Here is a 19,450-nt window from a genome sequence, read left to right on the forward strand (position 1 = left end):
AGAGAGGAGTCAGGAAGATGCAAAGATTAATATTAAAAAATGTAAATCTTTTCGATGGCGAAAATGATAAATTAGAGGAAAAAAAGACACTTGTAATAGAAAATGGAGTGATTGCGGATATTTTGTCAAAGGACAGCGAACAGGCAGAAAATGGAAAAGTGATCGATTTGTCGGGTTATACCTTGACGCCAGGCTTTATAGACTGTCATATGCATATGCTCCTGGAGGAGGTTACAGATAAGGAGGAGTCTCTGGCCACGACATCACCCGGAGGAGAGAGACTGGATACAGCGCAGGCAGCCGTTGCTTATTTAGGCGCGTATAATTGCCGTAGAATGTTGGATGCAGGTTTCACTACAGTGATTGACGGAGGAGGAAACAACTTTATCGAGTGTGCATTGAAAGAAGCAATTCATAAAGGATACATAGAAGGGCCGGATCTATTTATTGCAGGCAAACAACTCACGACAAATAAAGCACATTTCGTTGGATTTTCTATGGAGCCATACGGCCCTTATGGGATGCGCAAGGCGGTAAGAGATTTGATGTATCACAGTGTAGATCATATTAAGCTTCAGTTAAGCCCTCCGATCCGTATGATTGGAAGAAACTCCCAAGCCTGTGATTTTACACCGGAGGAAATCGAGGCAGCTATTGACGAAGCACATAACTATGCAACACCAGTACATGCGCATTTAAGAGGCGCCGAGGCGATCAAGCGTTTCCTGCGCGCAGACGGAGACCTTGTCGTACATGGAACGGGGATCGATGAAGAAGGGATTGAGCTGATGCTGAAAAAAGACCGGTATATGCTTGCTACGCTTCTGTCACCGACACCGACTCCGTCTAAAGAACTGGTAGCGGCAAAAAGCCAAGGGGTGTTAGACCTCCTGGCAAAGACAGCAGAGCGCCATTGGGCAAGCGTGAAAAAAGCATATGAAGCGGGCGTAAAAATCGCATTTTCTACCGACGCAGGGACACTTGGGATCAAAGTAGGTACGAATGCACTTGAATTTATGAATCTGAAAAAGATCGGAATGAGTAATGTAGAAGCCTTAAAAGCAGCGACCTCTGTGGCGGCATCCGCGATCGGGCAGGAGGATAAAATCGGATATATCAAAAAAGGGTATCGGGCGAATTTTGCGGTTCTTTCCGGAAATCCACTGGAAGATCTGCAAGCCACACAGAAAGTTGTTATGACAATAAAAGACGGCAAAATATTAAAAGACAGCAGAGAAGAGCAGGTGAGTTTATGAAAATCGTAGTATTGGACGGATATACATTAAACCCGGGAGACTTAAGCTGGGAAGCACTGGAAGAAATCGGGGAATGTACGGTATATGACCGCACATCCCTGACAGATACAGAAGAGATAAGAAGCAGAATCAAAGATGCAGAAATTGTTTTTACGAATAAGACGCCATTGTCTGCTGAAATATTGAAGGGATGCCGGAAGCTTCGCTATATTGGTGTCCTGGCAACAGGCTACAATGTAGTTGATATACAGGCAGCAAAGGAACAGGGGATTGTGGTGACAAATATTCCGACTTATGGGACAGCGGCGGTGGGACAGTTTGCCATAGCGCTTCTTCTGGAGATCTGTCATCATATCGGTCACCATAACAAGGTAGTACAGGAAGGCGCATGGACGCGAAATCCAGACTGGTGCTTCTGGGATTATCCGTTAATTGAATTGGCAGGAAAGACAATGGGAATCATAGGATACGGCAGAATTGGACAGGCAACAGGGAGAATTGCGCAGGCGCTGGGCATGAAAGTGCTCGCGTTCGATAAGCTTCAGACTGTGAAAGAAACGGAGCAGTTTCAATATGTAGATCTAAATACCTTATTTGCGTCATCTGATGTAATTGCGCTCCACTGTCCTTTATTTCCCGATACAGAGGGCATTATTAATAAAGAAAATATCGCAAAAATGAAGGATGGAGTGATTATTTTGAATAACTCCAGAGGGCCTCTTATCGTAGAGGAGGATTTGAGAGACGCATTGATAAGCGGTAAAGTTGCCGGGGCAGGATTAGACGTGGTATCTTCTGAACCAATCAGAGCAGATCATCCACTTTTAGGACTCGATAACTGTATTATCACCCCTCATATATCCTGGGCGCCTAAGGAGTCAAGGGAAAGACTTATGCAGACAGCAGTAGAGAATGTAAAAGCATATTTAAAAGGAAAACCAATCCATGTAGTGGGAGCCTGAATCAGTAGAAAAGCTCCTGCCGAATGGAATGAAATCAATTTGGCAGGAGCAGGATTTTATTTTGTAAAAGAAAATTGATATATACCCGGAGTCAGGCTGCATTCTGTATATCCGTTTATTTGTATTCCTCCAACTGGTTCACCGTTACATGTAACGTTTTTGCCGGGGATATATACCTTTGAAGTTGTGTTGTCGGGGATTTCGACAGTCATTAGCCCTTTTTTGAAATCTGTTTCTGCATAGAGTTTTCCATATATTGTATCATAAGATGCTCTTACCCAATCTAGTCCGCTGTTCTTAAGCGGCTTAATGGAACTTTTACGGTATCCTGGCGATTCTGAGCGAATTCCTGCCAGATATGTATACATCCAATTACCGACGCATCCGAACGCGTAATGATTCATGGAATCTTTATTTACACGTCCGTCCGGAAGGATTGTTTGCCAAGTTTCCCATATGGCAGTAGCTCCGTGGTTTACTTCAGTCGGTCATTTTTTGCGGACAGTTCAACACATACCTGTCTGTTTCGTTCTCTGCTCCTACGTTTCGTTTCTGTCCCTTGAGCCTTTCTTATCTTTCCCCTGCACTCTGGACAATACTTCGATATTGCGGAGCGGGGGACGTATTCAACACCGCACACTGTACAATTCTTAGGCTTTAATGCTGTCCACCGCTTTGTGGGTGTGATATGTAATTCACCGACAAAGCCGATGAATTTATAGTAAATCTTGATTTCCTGCTTCACTGTTCCGTCTGCCGATTTTTCACGCTCCGAAACAAGTATCTTGTCTATCAGTGCATTTATCACTGTTGCGTCCAGTTCTTTCAAACCTTGATAGTTGCGGATAAGGGAGAGGAAGTCACGGATTCCCTGCGATTTCTCGTAGCTTTCGTTAATCGTTTCCGTTACTTCTTTCAGTCTTGCTTCGATTTCAAGCTGTTCTTTCTGGTATTTCCCCGACATCATCTCAAAATTCCGCTCGGTGATACGCTCCATGACCTTATCCTCATAGAGAGAGGAAAACAGCCTGTCAAGCTCCGCAAGGCGTTTGTTCAGCTTCTTCCGTTCTTTCTCCATTGCCTTTGCTTTGCTCTGGTCTGTTTCCGTGAGCCGCTTCTCAATCGCCCTCACCGCCCTCTCGTCATTCACCGCCATATCTGCAAAACGGTTAATATCGGCAAGGACGGCGTTGAATAAGTCCCTCGCTTCAATGGCGTGTGCGGTACACATGACGTTGCCATACCTGCCATAATTATTACAGGTGTATTGTACGCAGTCGATAATGTCGGGGCGTTTCCTCCTGTTTGCGCTCATCGCCCGCAGAGCATAGCCGCAGTCCGCACACTTGATAACACCTGAAAAAATATTCTCAAAGTCACCCTTATTCTTTTCCCGTCTGCGGCTCGTCATAAGCTGTTGGACAGTATCAAATTCTTCTTGTGTGACTATGCCCTCATGGGTGTCGGGTATCACTTCCCATTCTTCTGGCAGCTTGGACGGTCTTTTCTTGCTTTTCATATTGGCGGCAATCCGCTTGTAGCCTGCAAGGTTTCCTGCATAGATAGGGCTTCTTAAAATATTCCTCAAGCTGTTCTCACTCCAGATATAACGGTTTTCTTCGTTGTCCTCAAAGTATCTCTCATAGCCTGTTGCTCCCTGCTCCGCCGCATAAGCGGCAGGGCGTAAAACGTGCTGGCTGTTGATGTGCTTGCGTATTTTTCCAAGTCCATTTCCCGCTAATGCAAGGTCAAATATCTCCCTTACAACGTGCGCCACCTTATCGTCAATCAGCAGATGGTTGTGGTCGGCAGGGTCTTTGATATATCCATAGGGTGCATACGTCCCCATAAATTTCCCCTGCTGGAATCTCGCTCGGTACGCCGATTTTATCTTAACCGACACATCGGCAGAGTACATTTCGTTTAGGATATTGCGGAATGGGGTGATGTCCATCGCCGATTTATTCAAGGTATCCACGCCGTCATTGACCGCTATATACCTCACATTATGCTCTGGGAAAAAGACTTCCAAATATAATCCGCAGTCAAGGTAGTTCCTCCCTAAACGTGATAAATCTTTCGTAATCACGCAGTTTATCCGTCCGTTTTCAATGTCCTTAATCATGTTCTGGAAGCTCGGTCTTTGGAATAATGAGGTGTGATAGCGATAGCGGCAAAAAGCTAATAAAATCAATGGTTTTGCGGACAGCGGATAGACAGGGAATGTGTTAAAAACTGAATACGCACACAAGCGGCGTTACCTTAACCCCTTTTGGGGAGAAAGTAACGCCGTTTTTTTATGCCCGCAGGAAAGGAGGTACAGCCGGAATGTATTTCATAAAAGGCAAGCAGCGGGCATTTGAACTGCTCATGCAGCAGAAGCCGGGATTTGACCGCTATCAATCCGGTTGTGCCGGAGATGATGAAGATTGCGGCACTTGCCGTTTCTACCGCCCCGGGTGGAAATATGAGTTTTGCGTTTTCAAAGAGTGTCCCTATTGCCCCGGCAAAAGGACGCGGAAAACGCCCGCCAGCATGGACAAATAGACGGGCAAAAGCCCTTGTGTCATGCGGCTTTGCAGACGCGAAAACGGCAAAGGGCATATTGCAATACCAAAACAGCCGAAAACGGCTTTCTAATTGTCCACGCAGACCAAGAGAGGAAGTGAGGAAAAATGGCAGTTTTCAGAGTGGAGCGAAATACGGGATATACCGTTATGAGCAACCACCACTTGCGAAACAAGGAATTGTCCTTAAAAGCAAAAGGCTTGCTTTCGCAAATGCTGTCCTTGCCGGAGGATTGGGATTATACCCTTGCGGGCTTATCCCATATCAACCGGGAGAAGATCGACGCAATCCGCGAAGCGGTAAAGGAACTCGAAAAAGCCGGATATATCGTGCGCAGCCGGGAACGCGACGAAAAGGGACGCTTGCGGGGCGCGGATTACGTCATATACGAGCAGCCGCAGCCGCGAGAGCCGGAAGCAGCTACCAGCGTCGGACAGCCGCCTATATTGGATTTACCTGCGTTGGAAAATCCAACATTGGAAAATCCAACGTTGGAAAAACCTACGCAGGAAAAACCTACGTTGGAAAATCCAACGCAATTAAATAAAGATATATCAAGTAAAGAAAAATCAATTACTGATTTATCAAGTACCCATTCCTTTCCATTCCATTCCCTAAATCCCTTGCCCTTTGAGCAGGGCGAAGCGGCTTCGCCGCCGGAAAGGAAAAGAACGGAAGCGAAAAGCAATAGCGCAGTAGAGATTTACAGGGAGATTATCAAGGACAATATCGAGTATGACATTCTCATTCAAGACCCCAAAATGGACAAAGACCGCCTAAATGAGATTGTTGACCTCATGCTGGAAACCGTCTGCACAGCGCGAAAGACAATCCGTATTGCCGGGGACGACTACCCCGCCGAACTGGTGAAATCCAAATTTTTGAAGCTGAACAGCAGCCATATTGAGTTTGTTTTGGATTGCATGAGGGAGAACACAACCAAAGTGCGCAACATCAAGCAGTATCTAAAAGCGGTGCTGTTCAACGCGCCGAGTACCATTGACAGCTACTATACCGCCCTTGTCAATCACGACTTATACGGCGGCGAATGAGCATAGCCGCATTTTACCGGGAAAGGAGTTGATACCTTGCAGGAGGAAGTAACCCAAAAAACGATTGCCCTATACGTCAAAGTGGGAAAAGGCGCGGCGCGGCTTACCGAACAGGCGTTGCAGAAAGCAATCCAAAAGTTTTTGGAGCAGAAAAGCAAGCCCGCGCATGGGAAACAGACCATGCGGCAGCTTATGAAGCAGAACGCGGGTGTTTCCAACATCGAGATCACCGACAGCAATATTAAAGCCTTTGAGAGTACGGCGAAGAAATACAACATAGATTTTTCGCTGAAAAAGGTTAAGGGCGAGCAGACCCGCTACCTTGTGTTTTTCAAAGGCCGGGACGCAGACGTTATGACCGCAGCGTTTCAAGAGTTTTCCGCAAAGAAGCTGAACAGGGAGAAAAAGCCCTCTATCCGCAAAGCCCTTGCCGCTGCAAAGGACAAGGCAAAGCAGCTTAACGCCGCCCGCGACAAGGTAAAGAAAATGGACAGGGGGCGCGAGATATGAAGCAGATTAACTACAAAAAGCTAATACTTCCGAATATCCCCTATGTGTTCTTTGTCTATCTCTTTGATAAAGTCGGACAGGCGGTGCGGCTTGCCCCCGGCGCGGATATTTCCGCAAAGATACTGAATATCACGCAGGGATTTTCCGCAGCCTTTGAAAGTGCCTTGCCGAGCATTTACCCGCTGGATTTGCTTGTCGGCATTGTCGGCGCGGTGATTATCCGCTTGATTGTCTATGTCAAAGGGAAAAACGCGAAGAAATACCGCAAGGGCGCGGAGTACGGCTCTGCCCGATGGGGAAACGCCGAAGATATTAAGCCCTACATAGACCCGGAGTTTCAAAACAACATCATTTTGACACAGACGGAACGCCTTACCATGAACAGCCGCCCGAAGCAGCCGAAGTACGCAAGAAATAAGAACGTCGTCGTGATCGGCGGCAGCGGCAGCGGAAAAACAAGGTTTTTCGTCAAGCCGAATTTAATGCAGCTTCATTCCTCTTACGTCTTGACAGACCCGAAAGGTACGGTTTTGATTGAGTGCGGGAAGTTGCTGCAACGGGCGGGCTACCGCATTAAGGTACTGAATACGATTAACTTCAAAAAATCTATGCACTACAACCCCTTTGTGTATATCCGCAGCGAGAAAGATATTTTGAAGCTGGTAAACACGTTGATAGCGAATACCAAAGGCGAGGGAGAAAAAAGTGCGGAGGATTTTTGGGTAAAAGCGGAAAGGTTATTGTATTGCGCATTGGTTGGCTACATCTGGTATGAAGCCCCCGCCGAGGAAATGAACTTTATTACCCTGTTGGAACTTATCAACGCCAGCGAAGCCCGCGAGGACGACGAGGAATATCAAAGCCCCGTCGATCTGCTGTTTGCCGACTTGGAAGAACGCGACCCCGACCATTTCGCGGTGAAGCAGTACCGAAAATATAAATTGGCGGCGGGCAAAACAGCAAAATCAATCCTCATTTCTTGCGGTGCGAGGCTTGCGCCTTTTGATATTAAGGAATTGCGCGATCTCATGTCCTACGACGAATTAGAACTTGACACGTTAGGCGACAGAAAGAGCGCACTTTTCCTCATAATGAGCGATACGGACAGCACGTTTAATTTTGTTATCGCTATGCTGCAATCGCAGCTTTTCAATTTGCTTTGCGACAAAGCGGACGACGAATATAACGGCAAATTGCCTGTTCACGTCCGCTTTTTGCTTGACGAGTTTGCGAACATCGGACAGATACCCCGATTTGATAAACTGATTGCCACAATCCGCAGCCGGGAAATGTCCGCTTCTATCATTCTGCAATCGCAGAGCCAGCTAAAAGCCATTTACAAGGACGCGGCAGAAATCATACTTGATAATGCCGACAGCACCTTGTTTTTGGGAGGACGTGGGAAAAATGCAAAGGATATTTCGGATAACTTGGGACGGGAAACAATTGACAGTTTCAACACTTCCGAAAATCGCGGCACGCAGGTTTCTCATGGACTTACTTATCAAAAATTAGGAAAGGAGTTGATGACACAGGACGAAATAGCAGTTATGGACGGTGGGAAATGTATTTTGCAGCTACGCGGTGTACGTCCCTTTTTAAGCGACAAATACGATATAACGAAACACCCGAACTACAAATACCTTTCCGACTTCGACAAGAAAAACGCTTTTGATGTGGAACGGTATATGTCTACCCGCCCGGCAATAGTAAAGCCCGATGAAGCCTTTGACATATACGAAATAGATTTGTCCGACGAGGACGCAGCCGCCGAGGAATAACGGCGGCATTTTCATTTTCAACAACATTTTTTGAGCCGCAAAGCGGCAGAAAGCGAGGTTTATATGGATTTCTTTAACAGCGCAGTTGGTGTATTGCAGACTTTGGTTATCGCGCTTGGCGCAGGTCTTGGCATTTGGGGGGCTATCAACCTCATGGAGGGTTACGGCAACGACAATCCGGGCGCAAAGAGCCAGGGCATGAAGCAGCTTATGGCGGGCGGTGGCGTCGCGTTGATCGGCGGCACCCTTGTTCCGCTTCTTTCCAAACTTTTTGGATAATGCCTAAAACAAATACCACCCGCCGCGCCCTCTCGGAAACGGGAGGGCGCGGGAAAGGAGGGATTAACTTTTGATATGGCAGATGATTGAAGATTGGTTTCGCGGCATTTTGACAGACGGGATTTTATCGAACCTCTCCGGCTTGTTTGACAGCGTAAATACAGAGGTTGGAGAAATTGCAACGCAAGTCGGCACGACCCCCGCCGGGTGGAACGCGGGCATATTCAACATGATACGCAGCCTTTCGGAAAACGTCATTGTACCGATTGCGGGCGTTATCATTACCTTTGTCATGTGTTATGAACTAATCCAGCTTGTAATTGAAAAAAACAATCTGCACGATCTCGACACTTGGATTTTTTTCAAATGGATTTTCAAAACCTTTGTTGCGGTGCTGCTGGTAACAAATACTTGGAATATCGTCATGGGAGTTTTTGACGTTACGCAGAGCGTCGTCAATCAGAGCGCGGGGGTTATCATATCCGATACAAGCATAGACGTTACCACTGTCATTACCGACATTGAAGCAAAACTCGACGCTATGAGCGTGGGCGGTCTTTTGGGGTTATGGTTTCAATCCCTCTTTGTAGGGCTTACCATGAAAGCCCTGTCAATCTGCATTATGCTTGTGGTGTATGGGCGCATGATTGAAATATATCTTGTAACGAGCGTTGCCCCTATCCCGATGGCAACAATGGTAAATCACGAATGGGGCAGCATGGGACAGAATTACTTAAAATCTTTGCTTGCGCTTGGTTTTCAAGCGTTTTTGATTTTGGTGTGTGTCGGCATTTATGCGGTGTTGATACAGACAATCGCAGCGACCGACGACATATCCGGCGCGATCTGGGCTTGCATGGGCTATACCGTCCTCTTGTGCTTTACCCTTTTCAAAACAGGGAGCCTTGCAAAGAGCGTCTTTTCGGCACATTAAGGGGGTGAGTTATGATTTGAAAATCGGCTTAATCGACGTTGACAGCCATAATTTCCCCAACCTCTGCTTGATGAAGCTATCCGCGTATCATAAAGCAAAGGGGCATACGGTGGAATGGTGGAACACAAAGGAGCGGTACGACCTTGTATATAAAAGCCGCGTCTTTACGGACACCTATTCCAAAGACACGATAACCGTTACCAACGCGGAACAGGTCATTTTCGGCGGTACGGGCTACGACACGAAAAACCGCTTGCCGCCGGAAGTGGAACACAGTTACCCGGATTATTCAATCTACCCGCAGTTTTTCGGGATTGCTTACGGCTTTTTAAGCCGGGGTTGTCCGAGAAATTGCGGGTTTTGCATTGTCAGCGGTAAAGAGGGACGCAAAAGCGTTAAGGTTGCGGATTTGTCCGAGTTTTGGAAATGGCAGCCGGAAATAAAAATCATGGACGCTAATCTGCTTGCCTGTCCCGACCATGAAAATCTCATTGAGCAGCTTATACGAAGCCGCGCATGGGTGGATTTTTCGCAAGGGCTGGATATTCGCCTTGTGAACAGGGATAATGTCAGCCTGTTAAATCGGGTACGGATAAAAGCGGTACATTTTGCATGGGATAATCCCGACGAGGACTTGACCGGGTATTTCCAACGTTTTTTGGATTTGACAGCTATTAAGAGCAGCCGCCAGCGGCGCGTGTATGTTCTTACCAACTACGGCAGCACTCACGAACAGGATTTATACCGCGTGAACACCTTGCGGGCTATGGGCTTTGACCCGTATGTGATGATTTACGAGCGTCCAACCGCCCCGCCTGTTACCCGCCATTTGCAACGGTGGGTAAACAACAAGCGGCTTTTCTATGCTGTTCCCCGCTTTGAAGATTACATTCCGGGCAGAAAGGAGGTTTGAAATGGCGTATGTAACCGTCCCAAAGGACTTAACAAAAATCAAAAGCAAGGTAATGTTCAACCTTACCAAACGACAGCTAATTTGTTTCAGCGCGGCGGTAGCAATCGGACTGCCGCTGTTCTTTTTGGTAAAAGGCAGCGTTGGAACGAGCGCAGCGGCATTGTGCATGGTGCTTGCCATGCTGCCTATGTTTTTGCTTGCCATGTACGAGAAAAACGGGCAACCGCTGGAAGTGATTATTCGGCAATTTGTGGAAGTGAAGTTTCTTCGCCCCAAAGAGCGACCTTATCAGACCAACAATTTTTATGCCGCCCTTGCGCGGCAAGAGCAATTAGATAAGGAGGTACGGGCGATTGTCAAAGGAAAAGAAAAACACCCAAAACGAAAAGCGTAAACTTTCCCGACAGGAAAGAAAACAGATAGATACCCTTATCCGACAGGCAAAGGGCGACGGGAAGCCCCATACGGCGCAGGACAGCATACCGTTTGAGCGAATGTATAAGGACGGGATTTGCCGCCTTGCAAACGGGCGGTATTCCAAGTGCATTGAGTTTGAGGATATAAATTATCAGCTTGCGCAGCCGGACGACAAAACCGCCATTTTTGAAGCCCTTTGCGATATGTATAACTCGTTCGACGCTTCTATCAGCGTGCAGCTTTCCCTAATCAGCCGCCATGCGAACAAGGACGATTTTAAGAACAGTATCACGATTGCACCGCAGAATGACGACTTCGACAGTATCAGAGCAGAATACACCGAAATGCTTAGGACGCAGCTTGAACGCGGAAACAACGGGCTTATCAAAACCAAGTTTCTCACCTTTACCGTTGAAGCAAAGGACATTAGATCGGCGCGGGCGCGTCTTGCCCGCATTGAAACGGACACCCTCAACCATTTTAAGGTGATCGGCGCGGCGGCGCGGGTATTGGACGGGAAACAGCGTCTTGAAGTGCTGCATGGGATTTTTCACCCGGACGGGGAACGCTTTAACTTTGCGTGGGAATGGCTACCCGCAAGTGGGCTTTCCGTCAAGGACTTTATCGCCCCGTCCTCTTTCCGATTTGGCGACGGGCGAATGTTTCAAATGGGCGGCAAGTTTGGTGCGGTTTCCTTTTTGCAGATCGTCGCGCCGGAACTCTCCGACCGTATGCTTGCCGACTTCATGGACGCGGAAAACGGGATTATCGTTAATCTGCACATTCAGAGTATCGACCACAACGAAGCAATCAAGACGATTAAGCGCAAGATCACCGACCTTGACCGCATGAAGATTGAGGAACAAAAGAAAGCAATCCGCAGCGGCTACGACATGGATATTATTCCGTCTGACCTTGCCACCTACGGCGGGGAAGCAAAAAACCTACTCCGCGATTTGCAGAGCCGCAACGAAAGAATGTTTCTGCTCACGCTGCTTGTCTTAAACCTTGCAGATACCAAGCAGAAATTGGATAACGAAGTATTTGGGGCGGCGGCAATCGCACAGAAATACAACTGCATTTTGACCCGCCTTGACTACCGGCAGGAACAGGGGCTTATGTCCTCTATCCCGTTGGGGGAAAACCTTATCCATATCCAGCGCGGCTTGACGACCAGCAGCACCGCCGTTTTCGTTCCCTTTACGGTGCAAGAGCTGTTCCAAAGCGGCGAAGCATTGTATTACGGCTTAAACGCCCTTTCCAACAACATGATTTTGTGCGACCGAAAGAAGCTGAAAAACCCCAACGGCTTGATACTCGGCACACCGGGCAGCGGCAAAAGTTTTTCTGCAAAACGCGAAATCACAAACGCTTTTCTTATCACGTCCGACGACATTATCATTTGCGACCCCGAAGCCGAATATTATCCCCTTGTCGGACGTTTGAAAGGACAGGTTATCAAGGTTTCGCAGAACAGCACGCAGTACATTAACCCTATGGATATTAACCTCAATTACAGCGAGGGCGACACGCCCATAGCCTTAAAGAGCGATTTTATCCTTTCCTTTTGTGAGTTGATTATGGGAGGTAAAAACGGGCTGGAAGCTGTTGAAAAGACCTTGATTGACCGCGCTGTTATCAGCGTGTACCGCAACTACCTTGCCGACCCGAAGCCCGAAAATATGCCGATTTTGGGCGACCTCTACGACGAGATCAAGAAGCAGCCGGAAAAGGAAGCGCAGCGTATCGCGGCGGCATTGGAACTCTATGTAAACGGCAGCTTGAACATTTTTAACCACAGGACAAACGTTGACATTCATAACCGCCTTGTCTGCTTTGATATTAAGGAACTCGGTACGCAGCTTAAAAAAGTCGGTATGCTTATCGTCCAAGACCAAGTATGGAACAGAGTAACGGTAAACCGCAGCGAGGGCAAGGCGACGCGGTATTACATCGACGAGTTTCATTTGCTGCTCAAAGAGGAACAGACCGCAGCATACAGCGTCGAGATTTGGAAGCGTTTTAGGAAGTGGGGCGGTATTCCGACAGGTATCACCCAAAACGTGAAAGATTTGTTGTCGTCCCGCGAGGTGGAGAACATCTTTGAAAACAGTGATTTTGTGTATATGCTCAACCAAGCCCAGGGCGACCGGGAAATCCTTGCCAAGCAGCTTAACATTTCACAGCAGCAAATGACCTATGTAACCCATTCCGAAGCGGGCGAGGGACTTATCTTCTATGGCAACGTGATTTTGCCCTTTATTGACCGTTTCCCAAAAGATACGGAACTCTACCGCGTGATGACGACCAAGCCCGGCGAGGTGTCAGCATGAAGATAGAAACGGATAAAATCTATTGCGGCGACAGCTTGCAGGTGCTTCAAACCTTGCCGGATAACTGTATGGATTGTTGCGTAACGTCCCCGCCCTACTATGCTTTGCGCGATTACGGCACAGACGGGCAGATCGGACGGGAAGCAACGCCGGAGGAATATGTTTCCCGCATTACAGCGGTTTTCCATGAGGTAAAGCGGGTGCTTACGCCGGAGGGTACTTGTTGGCTGAATATCGCGGACACTTATTGCGGCACAGGCAGCAAAGCCGACCACCAAGACCCGAAATATCCCAAAGGCAGGAACGGGCAGCAAGTGGCGGTAAACCACCGCGCCCCCGGCTGCAAGCCGAAAGACCTAATCGGTATTCCGTGGCTTGTAGCCCTTGCCTTGCGGGGCGACGGTTGGTATTTGCGCAGTTCTATCATTTGGCACAAGGGAAACGCCATGCCGGAAAGCACGCGGGACAGACCGACGCGCTGCTATGAATATGTGTTTCTGCTTACCAAGTCGAAGAAATATTACTACGATTGGCAAGCAGTAGCCGAGCCGATAGCCCCCACAACGGCGGTACGGCTGAAAAGCGGAGTTGGGAAAGGCAACAAATATGCCGCTACTGTTCCGGGGCAAAACCAACCGCAGAAAATCAACCGCCCCCGCGAAAAGGGCGCATACGCCGATGAGTTGATATGCCCCGTCCGCAGCCGCCGCAACGTTTGGCAGATCAACACAGCTTCCTATCGCGGCGGGCATTTCGCAGCTTTCCCGCCGAAACTTGCGGAAACGTGCATTTTGGCGGGCTGTCCCGTCGGCGGGATTGTCCTTGACCCGTTTTTAGGCAGCGGAACCACCGCAGCGGCGGCAAAAAGCCTTGACCGCCGCTATATTGGTATTGAGATCAACCCCGAATACTGTAACCTTGCGAAACAGCGGATTGGAGGTGAAAGCCCATGAGCAAGGAATGGAAAGCCCCGGACAAGGTAACGCAGAAAATGACCCGCGACGGTGCGGTTGCGGAAAACCTCACGACGGGCGAAACGTCCAGTATCAGCGAAAGGCCGCAGGAGGAAAACTATTCAGCCCCCGCAGGCGCGGCAGCGGAAAAGGTTGTGCAGCATATCGGCGCAGAGATTGAGCGACACGCAGCAAAAGGCGCGGAGAAAAAAGCCCTTGACGCGGCGCAGCCTAAAACCCATTCTTCCCGCTTGCAGTTTTCCGAAGCGGAACGGGCAACGCCGGACCTGCAAAAGGCAATCAAAAAATCCGATACGGCGGCTGACCGTTTAGACAAAGCGCGGGCAGCTATCCCCAAACAGACCAAAATCAAGAAAGAGCGCGTTTTTGACGAAGCCAAAGGCAAAGCAAAGACGCGCCTTGCTTTTGAAAAAACGGATAAGCCCCCAAACGGCAAGTTGCGTCATAACCCGTTATCCCGTCCGGCGCAGGAATTGGACGCCGCCGTACATGGAAAAATCTATGAGGTGGAGAAAGAAAACGTCGGTGTGGAAAGCGGACACAGGATAGAACTTGTGGGCGAGAAAGCGGGCGGCATGACGACGCGGGCAGTAAAACGCGGCATACGCAGCCATAAGCTGAAACCTTACCGGGCGGCGGCAGCAGCCGAGAAAAAGGCAGCAAAGGCAAACGCCGATTTTCTCTATCAAAAGGCGCTGCATGATAACCCCGCCCTTGCGCACTCTAACCCGATTTCCCGTTTTTGGCAAAAGCAGCGCATTAAAAAGCAGTATGCAAAGGCGTTGAAAACGGGCGGCAAGGTGAAAAAGACCGCCGAAGCCACCGCAAAGGCAGCAAAGAAAACGGCGCAGGAAACCAAACGGGCGACGTTCTTTGTCGTCCGGCATTGGAAAGGCTGTTTGATCGTGGGCGGGATTGCCTTTATCGTGCTTCTGTTTTTCGGCGGTTTGTCCTCTTGTTCCCTGTTCGGCGGCAACAGCGGAAGCGGCTTGATTGCGTCGTCCTATCTCTCCGAGGACGCGGATATTACAGGCGCAGAAAGCGCGTATGTCGCTATGGAAGCCGAGTTACAGGATATGCTGGATAACATCGAAAGCGAATACCCCGGCTATGACGAATACCGGGTAACGGCTGACGAGATCGAGCATGACCCGTATGTGCTAATCTCTATCCTCTCCGCTTGGCATGAGGGCGTGTTTACTCTCGATGAAGCGCAAAGCACCCTTGAAATGCTCTTTGATAAACAGTATATCTTGACGGTTACGGAGGAAGTCGAGGTACGCTACCGCACCGAAACGCGGACGGACAGCGAGGGCAACGAATACGACGTTGAAGTAGCCTATAACTATTACATTCTCAATGTGGATTTGGAAAACTTCAACCTCTCCCATGTTCCCGTTTACATTATGGGCGAGGAACAGCTATCCATGTACGCTATGTATATGTCGTCGCTTGGGAACAGACCCGACCTTTTCCCGCAATCCGGCTATATTTCAAAATACTATGAAAACCCGCCAGCGGATTATGAAATCCCGCCCGCCTATCTGGAAGATGAACAGTTTGCGCGGCTCATTGAGGAAGCGGAAAAGTATGTCGGTTTTCCTTATGTGTGGGGCGGCAGCAGCCCGGAAACCTCTTTTGATTGCAGCGGTTTTGTTAGCTATGTGCTGACGAACAGCGGCCTATACAATACGGGCAGACTTGGGGCACAGGGGCTTTACAACATTTCAACCCGCGTTTCCAACCCGCAGCCGGGGGATTTGGTTTTCTTTACGGGTACATACGACACACCGGGCGTATCTCATGTGGGTATCTACGTTGGCGAGGACGGGGACGGAAGCCCCGTCATGCTGCATTGTGGCGACCCGATACAATACGCAAAACTTGATACAAGCTATTGGCAATCCCATTTTTACGCCTATGGGCGGCTACATTACAACTGACTTTGAAAGGAGTTTATTTCTATGGCAAACACGAAACTTGACCGTATCGAACGGGATATTGAGAAAACGAGGGCGAAAATCCTTGAATACCAAAAAAGACTGAAAGACCTTGAAGCGCAGAAAATCGAGGAAGAAAATGCGCAGATCGTTCAAATGGTGAAAGCGGTACACCTTGACGGGGCGCAGCTTGCCGCGTTCCTCTCCGCTTACGCCAGCGGCGAAATTGCTTTGCCGCAGCCGGACGCAGACTATACCGACGAACAGGAGGAAACCGAAGATGAAGCATAAAAAACTGTTCCGCAGCGTTACCGCTTTGCTTGCCGCCCTTGTACTCATGGGCGGCTTTTCTGTTACCGCTTTTGCGGGCGGCGGTGACGTGAGCGACGAGCCGCCTACCCCCGTAACCGAAACCGAGCCGGAAGAAACGACGGGCGGCTATGAGCCGCAGCCTTTAACGCCGGAGGGCAACATGAGCCTTGTGGACGACATAACGGGCGAAGCGTCCGGCGATAAGCAGTTTATTACCGTCGTTACGAAAAACGGAAACTATTTTTACATCATCATTGACCGCGCCGAGGACGGAGAAAACACCGTCCATTTCCTCAATCAAGTTGATGAAAAAGACCTTTTGCAGCTTATGGAGGACGAACAGACCGAAGCCCCCGCTTGTAGCTGTACTGAAAAATGCGTTGCCGGAAGCGTCAACACCGATTGCCCCGTTTGCAGCGTCAATATGAGCGAGTGCGCGGGCAAGGAAGCCGAGCCGGAGCCGGAAGAAACCGAGCAGCCGGAGCCGGAGGAAGATAAAGGCGGCGGCATGGGCGGTGCTATTCTGCTTGTCGTGCTGCTTCTTGCCGCAGTAAGCGGCGGCGCGTTCTATTACTTTAAGATTATGAAGCCCAAAAAGGACGCGGCAAAAGGCAGCAGCAACCTTGACGATCTCGATTTTGACGAGGACGACGAGGAAGAATTAGAAACCGAGCAGGAGGACGAGGAAGTATGAAACTTGTAATTGCAGAGAAACCGAGCGTCGGGGCGGCGATTGCCGCCGTTATTGGCGCGAATGAAAAGCGCAGCGGATATTTTGAGGGCAGCGGCTACCTTGTGTCGTGGTGTATCGGGCATTTGATTAGCCTTGCAGACGCGGCAACCTACAACGAGCAGTACCGAAAATGGAAGTATGACGATCTCCCCATTGTCCCGCAGGATTGGCAGTTTACCGTTGCCAGCGGCAAGGAGCAGCAGTTTTCCGTACTCAAAGACCTTATGCAGCGCAGCGACGTTTCCGAGATTGTCAATGCGTGCGACAGCGGGCGCGAGGGAGAACTCATTTTTCGATTTGTCTACGAACAGGTAAATTGCCAAAAGCCCTTTTCCCGCCTTTGGATTAGCAGCATGGAAGAAAGCGCAATCCGCGAGGGCTTTTCAAACCTCAAAGACGGGCGCAGCTATGACAACCTCTATCAATCCGCGCTTTGCAGAGCAAAGGCAGATTGGCTTGTCGGGATTAACGCGACCCGCCTTTTCTCTATCCTCTATCACAAAACGCTGAATGTCGGCAGAGTGCAGACGCCCACCCTTACCATGCTGGTAAACCGCGACTATGCGATCAGCAGCTTTAAGAAAGAAAAATATCATGTTGTCCGTCTGGACGCGGGCGGTGTTTCGGCTTTGTCCGAAAGGCTGAACGAAGAAGCGGCGGCGCAGCAGATGAAAGCGGCTTGCGAGAAATCGCAAGCCGTTTGTACTTCCCTCAAAAAAGAGAAAAAGACCGTTGCACCGCCGAAGCTGTTTGACCTTACCGCGTTGCAGCGCGAAGCCAACCGCCTGTACGGGTTTACGGCGAAACAGACCCTTGATTATGCGCAAGCCCTCTACGAAAAGCGGCTTTTGACCTATCCCCGCACCGACAGCAAATATATCACTTCCGATATGCAGCGCAGCACAAAGGAACTCATTACCGGGCTTTGTTCGCTGCTTCCCTTTATGCGGGACGTGAAGCTGCAAGCAGACCTTACAAGGGTTTGCGACAACAGCAAAGTAACCGACCACCACGCTATTTTGCCGACAGCCGAGTTTTTGAAAACGGGCTTTTCTTCCCTTACCGACAGCGAAACAAAACTTATGACCCTTGTATGCGCGAAGCTGCTTTGCGCCGCAGCCGCGCCCTATGAATATGAAGCGGTTACGGCGGTTATCTCTTGCGGCGGTTATACCTTTACCGCAAAGGGAAAGACGACGCTTTGCGAGGGGTGGCGTGAGATTGAAAAGCTGTCCCGCGCCGCGTCCGAGGAACAGGACGAGGACGCAGAGCCGGAAACCGTTTTGCCGCCGCTTGCCGAGGGGCAGACCTTTGACAATCCGGCAGCGGAGATCTCCGAGCGTTACACGCAGCCCCCAAAGGCATTTACCGAAGATACGCTTCTGTCCGCTATGGAGAACGCGGGCAAGGAAGAAACGCCGGAGGACGCAGAGCGCAAAGGGTTAGGCACTACCGCAACGCGGGCGGGTATCATTGAAAAACTCATTAGCGCGGGCTTTGCCGAGCGCAAGGGCAAAAAGCTAATCCCCACAAAGGACGGGTATAACCTTGCCGCTATCCTGCCCGAAGTCCTTACGTCCCCGCAGCTTACGGCAGAATGGGAAACCCGCCTTACCGGGATTGCCAAAGGCAGCGACAGCCCGGACGATTTCATGCGCAGCATTGAGGAAATGACAGCGGGGCTTGTCAAGACCTATTCCGCGATTTCCGAGGATAAAGCGAAGCTGTTTACCCCGCAGCGGGAAGCAATCGGCACTTGCCCCCGTTGCGGCGCGGCGGTTTACGAGGGCAAGAAAAACTTTTACTGCTCCGACAGGGCTTGCAGCTTTGTGATGTGGAAGAATGACCGCTTTTTTGAGCAGCGCAAAAAGGCTTTCACAAAGGCGATTGCCGCCGCCCTTTTGAAAGACGGAAAGGTAAAAATCAAAGGTATGTACTCGACCAAGACGGGAAAGACCTTTGACGGAGTTGTGCTGCTTGCCGACACAGGCGGCAAGTATGTAAACTTCCGCGTCGAGCAGAACCGAAAATGATAAGGCTTGATGAAAAGCAATACCGCGCCGTAAAGAAAATGACCCGCGCCGCTTGTGCAAACAACGATTGCGGGAATTGTCTGCTGCTGGACGACGGGGAAACTTGCGTTTGTGTGCAGAGTATCAGCTATTCGCTGCTATGCCGCTATTTCCGCGAAGCGGTATTACCCGCCGACAGGCAGCTTTGCGAACAGATCACCCGCAGCGGGGAAACCGATTTGAAGCGTTGCGCGGTATGCGGCAGCACGTTTGCGGCGGGCAGCAACCGGGCGAAATACTGCCCCGATTGCGCGGCAAAGATACGCCGCAGACAGAAAGCCCAAAGCGAGAGAAACAGGCGTTTACGGATAAAAACAACTACATAGCAAGCACAGCAAACGAGTACCCGTTTGCGAGAAATGCCCGCGCTTCCCATAGAGAGCGCGGGCATTTTGCTTGTTGGGATAGTCCCAA

General features: G+C 49.6%; 18 protein-coding genes and 2 pseudogenes. 17 read left to right on the forward strand and 3 right to left on the reverse strand.

From position 1 onward, the window contains the following. Window positions 1-17: 17 nt before the first annotated feature. Window positions 18-1,256: an amidohydrolase family protein gene (locus ACZ5C4_RS01960; RefSeq protein WP_464519582.1), complete on the forward strand. Its 1,239-nt coding sequence runs from the start codon at window positions 18-20 to the stop codon at window positions 1,254-1,256. Then, window positions 1,253-2,218, forward strand: a complete 966-nt coding sequence (locus ACZ5C4_RS01965) for a D-2-hydroxyacid dehydrogenase (protein ID WP_464519583.1) — start codon at window positions 1,253-1,255, stop codon at window positions 2,216-2,218. The genes ACZ5C4_RS01960 and ACZ5C4_RS01965 overlap by 4 nt, the downstream gene beginning before the upstream one ends. 56 nt (window positions 2,219-2,274) lie before the next feature. Here the strand turns inward: ACZ5C4_RS01965 and ACZ5C4_RS01970 are convergent, their stop codons facing one another. The 3 genes and pseudogenes from ACZ5C4_RS01970 to ACZ5C4_RS01980 all read right to left on the reverse strand — a co-directional run. Beyond that, window positions 2,275-2,622 (reverse strand): alpha-L-rhamnosidase C-terminal domain-containing protein, encoded by a 348-nt coding sequence (locus ACZ5C4_RS01970; RefSeq protein ID WP_464519584.1) that lies wholly within the window; start codon window positions 2,620-2,622, stop codon window positions 2,275-2,277. A gap of 9 nt (window positions 2,623-2,631) precedes the next feature. Then, window positions 2,632-2,676: pseudogene (locus ACZ5C4_RS01975) on the reverse strand (hypothetical protein); the annotation flags it as partial. Between the two features lie 17 nt (window positions 2,677-2,693). Beyond that, window positions 2,694-4,382, reverse strand: a pseudogene (locus tag ACZ5C4_RS01980) (recombinase family protein); the annotation flags it as partial. A 164-nt stretch (window positions 4,383-4,546) separates the two neighbouring features. Between ACZ5C4_RS01980 and ACZ5C4_RS01985 the strand changes: the two are divergent. The 15 genes from ACZ5C4_RS01985 to ACZ5C4_RS02055 all read left to right on the forward strand — a co-directional run bounded on the left by ACZ5C4_RS01985 (window position 4,547) and on the right by ACZ5C4_RS02055 (window position 19,362). After that, a complete protein-coding gene (locus ACZ5C4_RS01985) occupies window positions 4,547-4,765 on the forward strand; it encodes a hypothetical protein (RefSeq protein ID WP_058118389.1) in 219 nt (72 codons plus the stop codon). Between the two features lie 128 nt (window positions 4,766-4,893). Continuing rightward, complete coding sequence (locus tag ACZ5C4_RS01990; protein WP_058118388.1) at window positions 4,894-5,838, forward strand: DUF6017 domain-containing protein; 945 nt, start codon at window positions 4,894-4,896, stop codon at window positions 5,836-5,838. Window positions 5,839-5,874: 36 nt separating this feature from the next. Further along, window positions 5,875-6,348 (forward strand): PcfB family protein, encoded by a 474-nt coding sequence (locus ACZ5C4_RS01995; RefSeq protein WP_002604484.1) that lies wholly within the window; start codon window positions 5,875-5,877, stop codon window positions 6,346-6,348. Further along, window positions 6,345-8,129 carry a VirD4-like conjugal transfer protein, CD1115 family gene (locus tag ACZ5C4_RS02000; protein ID WP_070087586.1) on the forward strand — a complete coding sequence of 595 codons (1,785 nt, stop codon included), beginning with the start codon at window positions 6,345-6,347 and terminating at the stop codon, window positions 8,127-8,129. Before ACZ5C4_RS01995 ends, ACZ5C4_RS02000 begins: the two co-directional genes overlap by 4 nt. A gap of 63 nt (window positions 8,130-8,192) precedes the next feature. Then, window positions 8,193-8,408, forward strand: a complete 216-nt coding sequence (locus ACZ5C4_RS02005) for a Maff2 family mobile element protein (protein WP_003508243.1) — start codon at window positions 8,193-8,195, stop codon at window positions 8,406-8,408. A gap of 82 nt (window positions 8,409-8,490) precedes the next feature. Then, window positions 8,491-9,342: a VirB6/TrbL-like conjugal transfer protein, CD1112 family gene (locus ACZ5C4_RS02010; RefSeq protein WP_003431220.1), complete on the forward strand. Its 852-nt coding sequence runs from the start codon at window positions 8,491-8,493 to the stop codon at window positions 9,340-9,342. Between the two features lie 16 nt (window positions 9,343-9,358). Continuing rightward, the gene (locus ACZ5C4_RS02015) at window positions 9,359-10,255 is read left to right on the forward strand and encodes a radical SAM protein (protein WP_171898515.1); all 897 of its coding nucleotides are present in this window, start codon (window positions 9,359-9,361) and stop codon (window positions 10,253-10,255) included. A 1-nt stretch (window position 10,256) separates the two neighbouring features. Then, on the forward strand, window positions 10,257-10,649 hold the full coding sequence (locus tag ACZ5C4_RS02020; protein WP_006774460.1) for a PrgI family protein: 393 nt from the start codon (window positions 10,257-10,259) through the stop codon (window positions 10,647-10,649). Continuing rightward, a complete protein-coding gene (locus ACZ5C4_RS02025; RefSeq protein WP_058118383.1) occupies window positions 10,609-13,005 on the forward strand; it encodes a VirB4-like conjugal transfer ATPase, CD1110 family in 2,397 nt (798 codons plus the stop codon). The genes ACZ5C4_RS02020 and ACZ5C4_RS02025 overlap by 41 nt, the downstream gene beginning before the upstream one ends. Further along, complete coding sequence (locus ACZ5C4_RS02030; RefSeq protein WP_464519585.1) at window positions 13,002-13,958, forward strand: DNA-methyltransferase; 957 nt, start codon at window positions 13,002-13,004, stop codon at window positions 13,956-13,958. The genes ACZ5C4_RS02025 and ACZ5C4_RS02030 overlap by 4 nt, the downstream gene beginning before the upstream one ends. Beyond that, a complete protein-coding gene (locus ACZ5C4_RS02035) occupies window positions 13,955-15,922 on the forward strand; it encodes a C40 family peptidase (protein ID WP_044942463.1) in 1,968 nt (655 codons plus the stop codon). The genes ACZ5C4_RS02030 and ACZ5C4_RS02035 overlap by 4 nt, the downstream gene beginning before the upstream one ends. 21 nt (window positions 15,923-15,943) lie before the next feature. Then, window positions 15,944-16,210, forward strand: a complete 267-nt coding sequence (locus tag ACZ5C4_RS02040; protein ID WP_003508256.1) for a DUF4315 family protein — start codon at window positions 15,944-15,946, stop codon at window positions 16,208-16,210. After that, window positions 16,200-16,925, forward strand: coding sequence for a DUF4366 domain-containing protein (locus ACZ5C4_RS02045; RefSeq protein ID WP_044942466.1), 726 nt, complete (start codon window positions 16,200-16,202; stop codon window positions 16,923-16,925). Before ACZ5C4_RS02040 ends, ACZ5C4_RS02045 begins: the two co-directional genes overlap by 11 nt. Then, window positions 16,922-18,997 (forward strand): type IA DNA topoisomerase, encoded by a 2,076-nt coding sequence (locus ACZ5C4_RS02050; protein ID WP_044942468.1) that lies wholly within the window; start codon window positions 16,922-16,924, stop codon window positions 18,995-18,997. The genes ACZ5C4_RS02045 and ACZ5C4_RS02050 overlap by 4 nt, the downstream gene beginning before the upstream one ends. Beyond that, entirely contained in the window at window positions 18,994-19,362 is a 369-nt protein-coding gene (locus ACZ5C4_RS02055; RefSeq protein WP_002584962.1) for a cysteine-rich VLP domain-containing protein, read from the forward strand. Before ACZ5C4_RS02050 ends, ACZ5C4_RS02055 begins: the two co-directional genes overlap by 4 nt. Window positions 19,363-19,450: the final 88 nt, after the last annotated feature.

Source organism: Mediterraneibacter flintii (assembly GCF_055387595.1).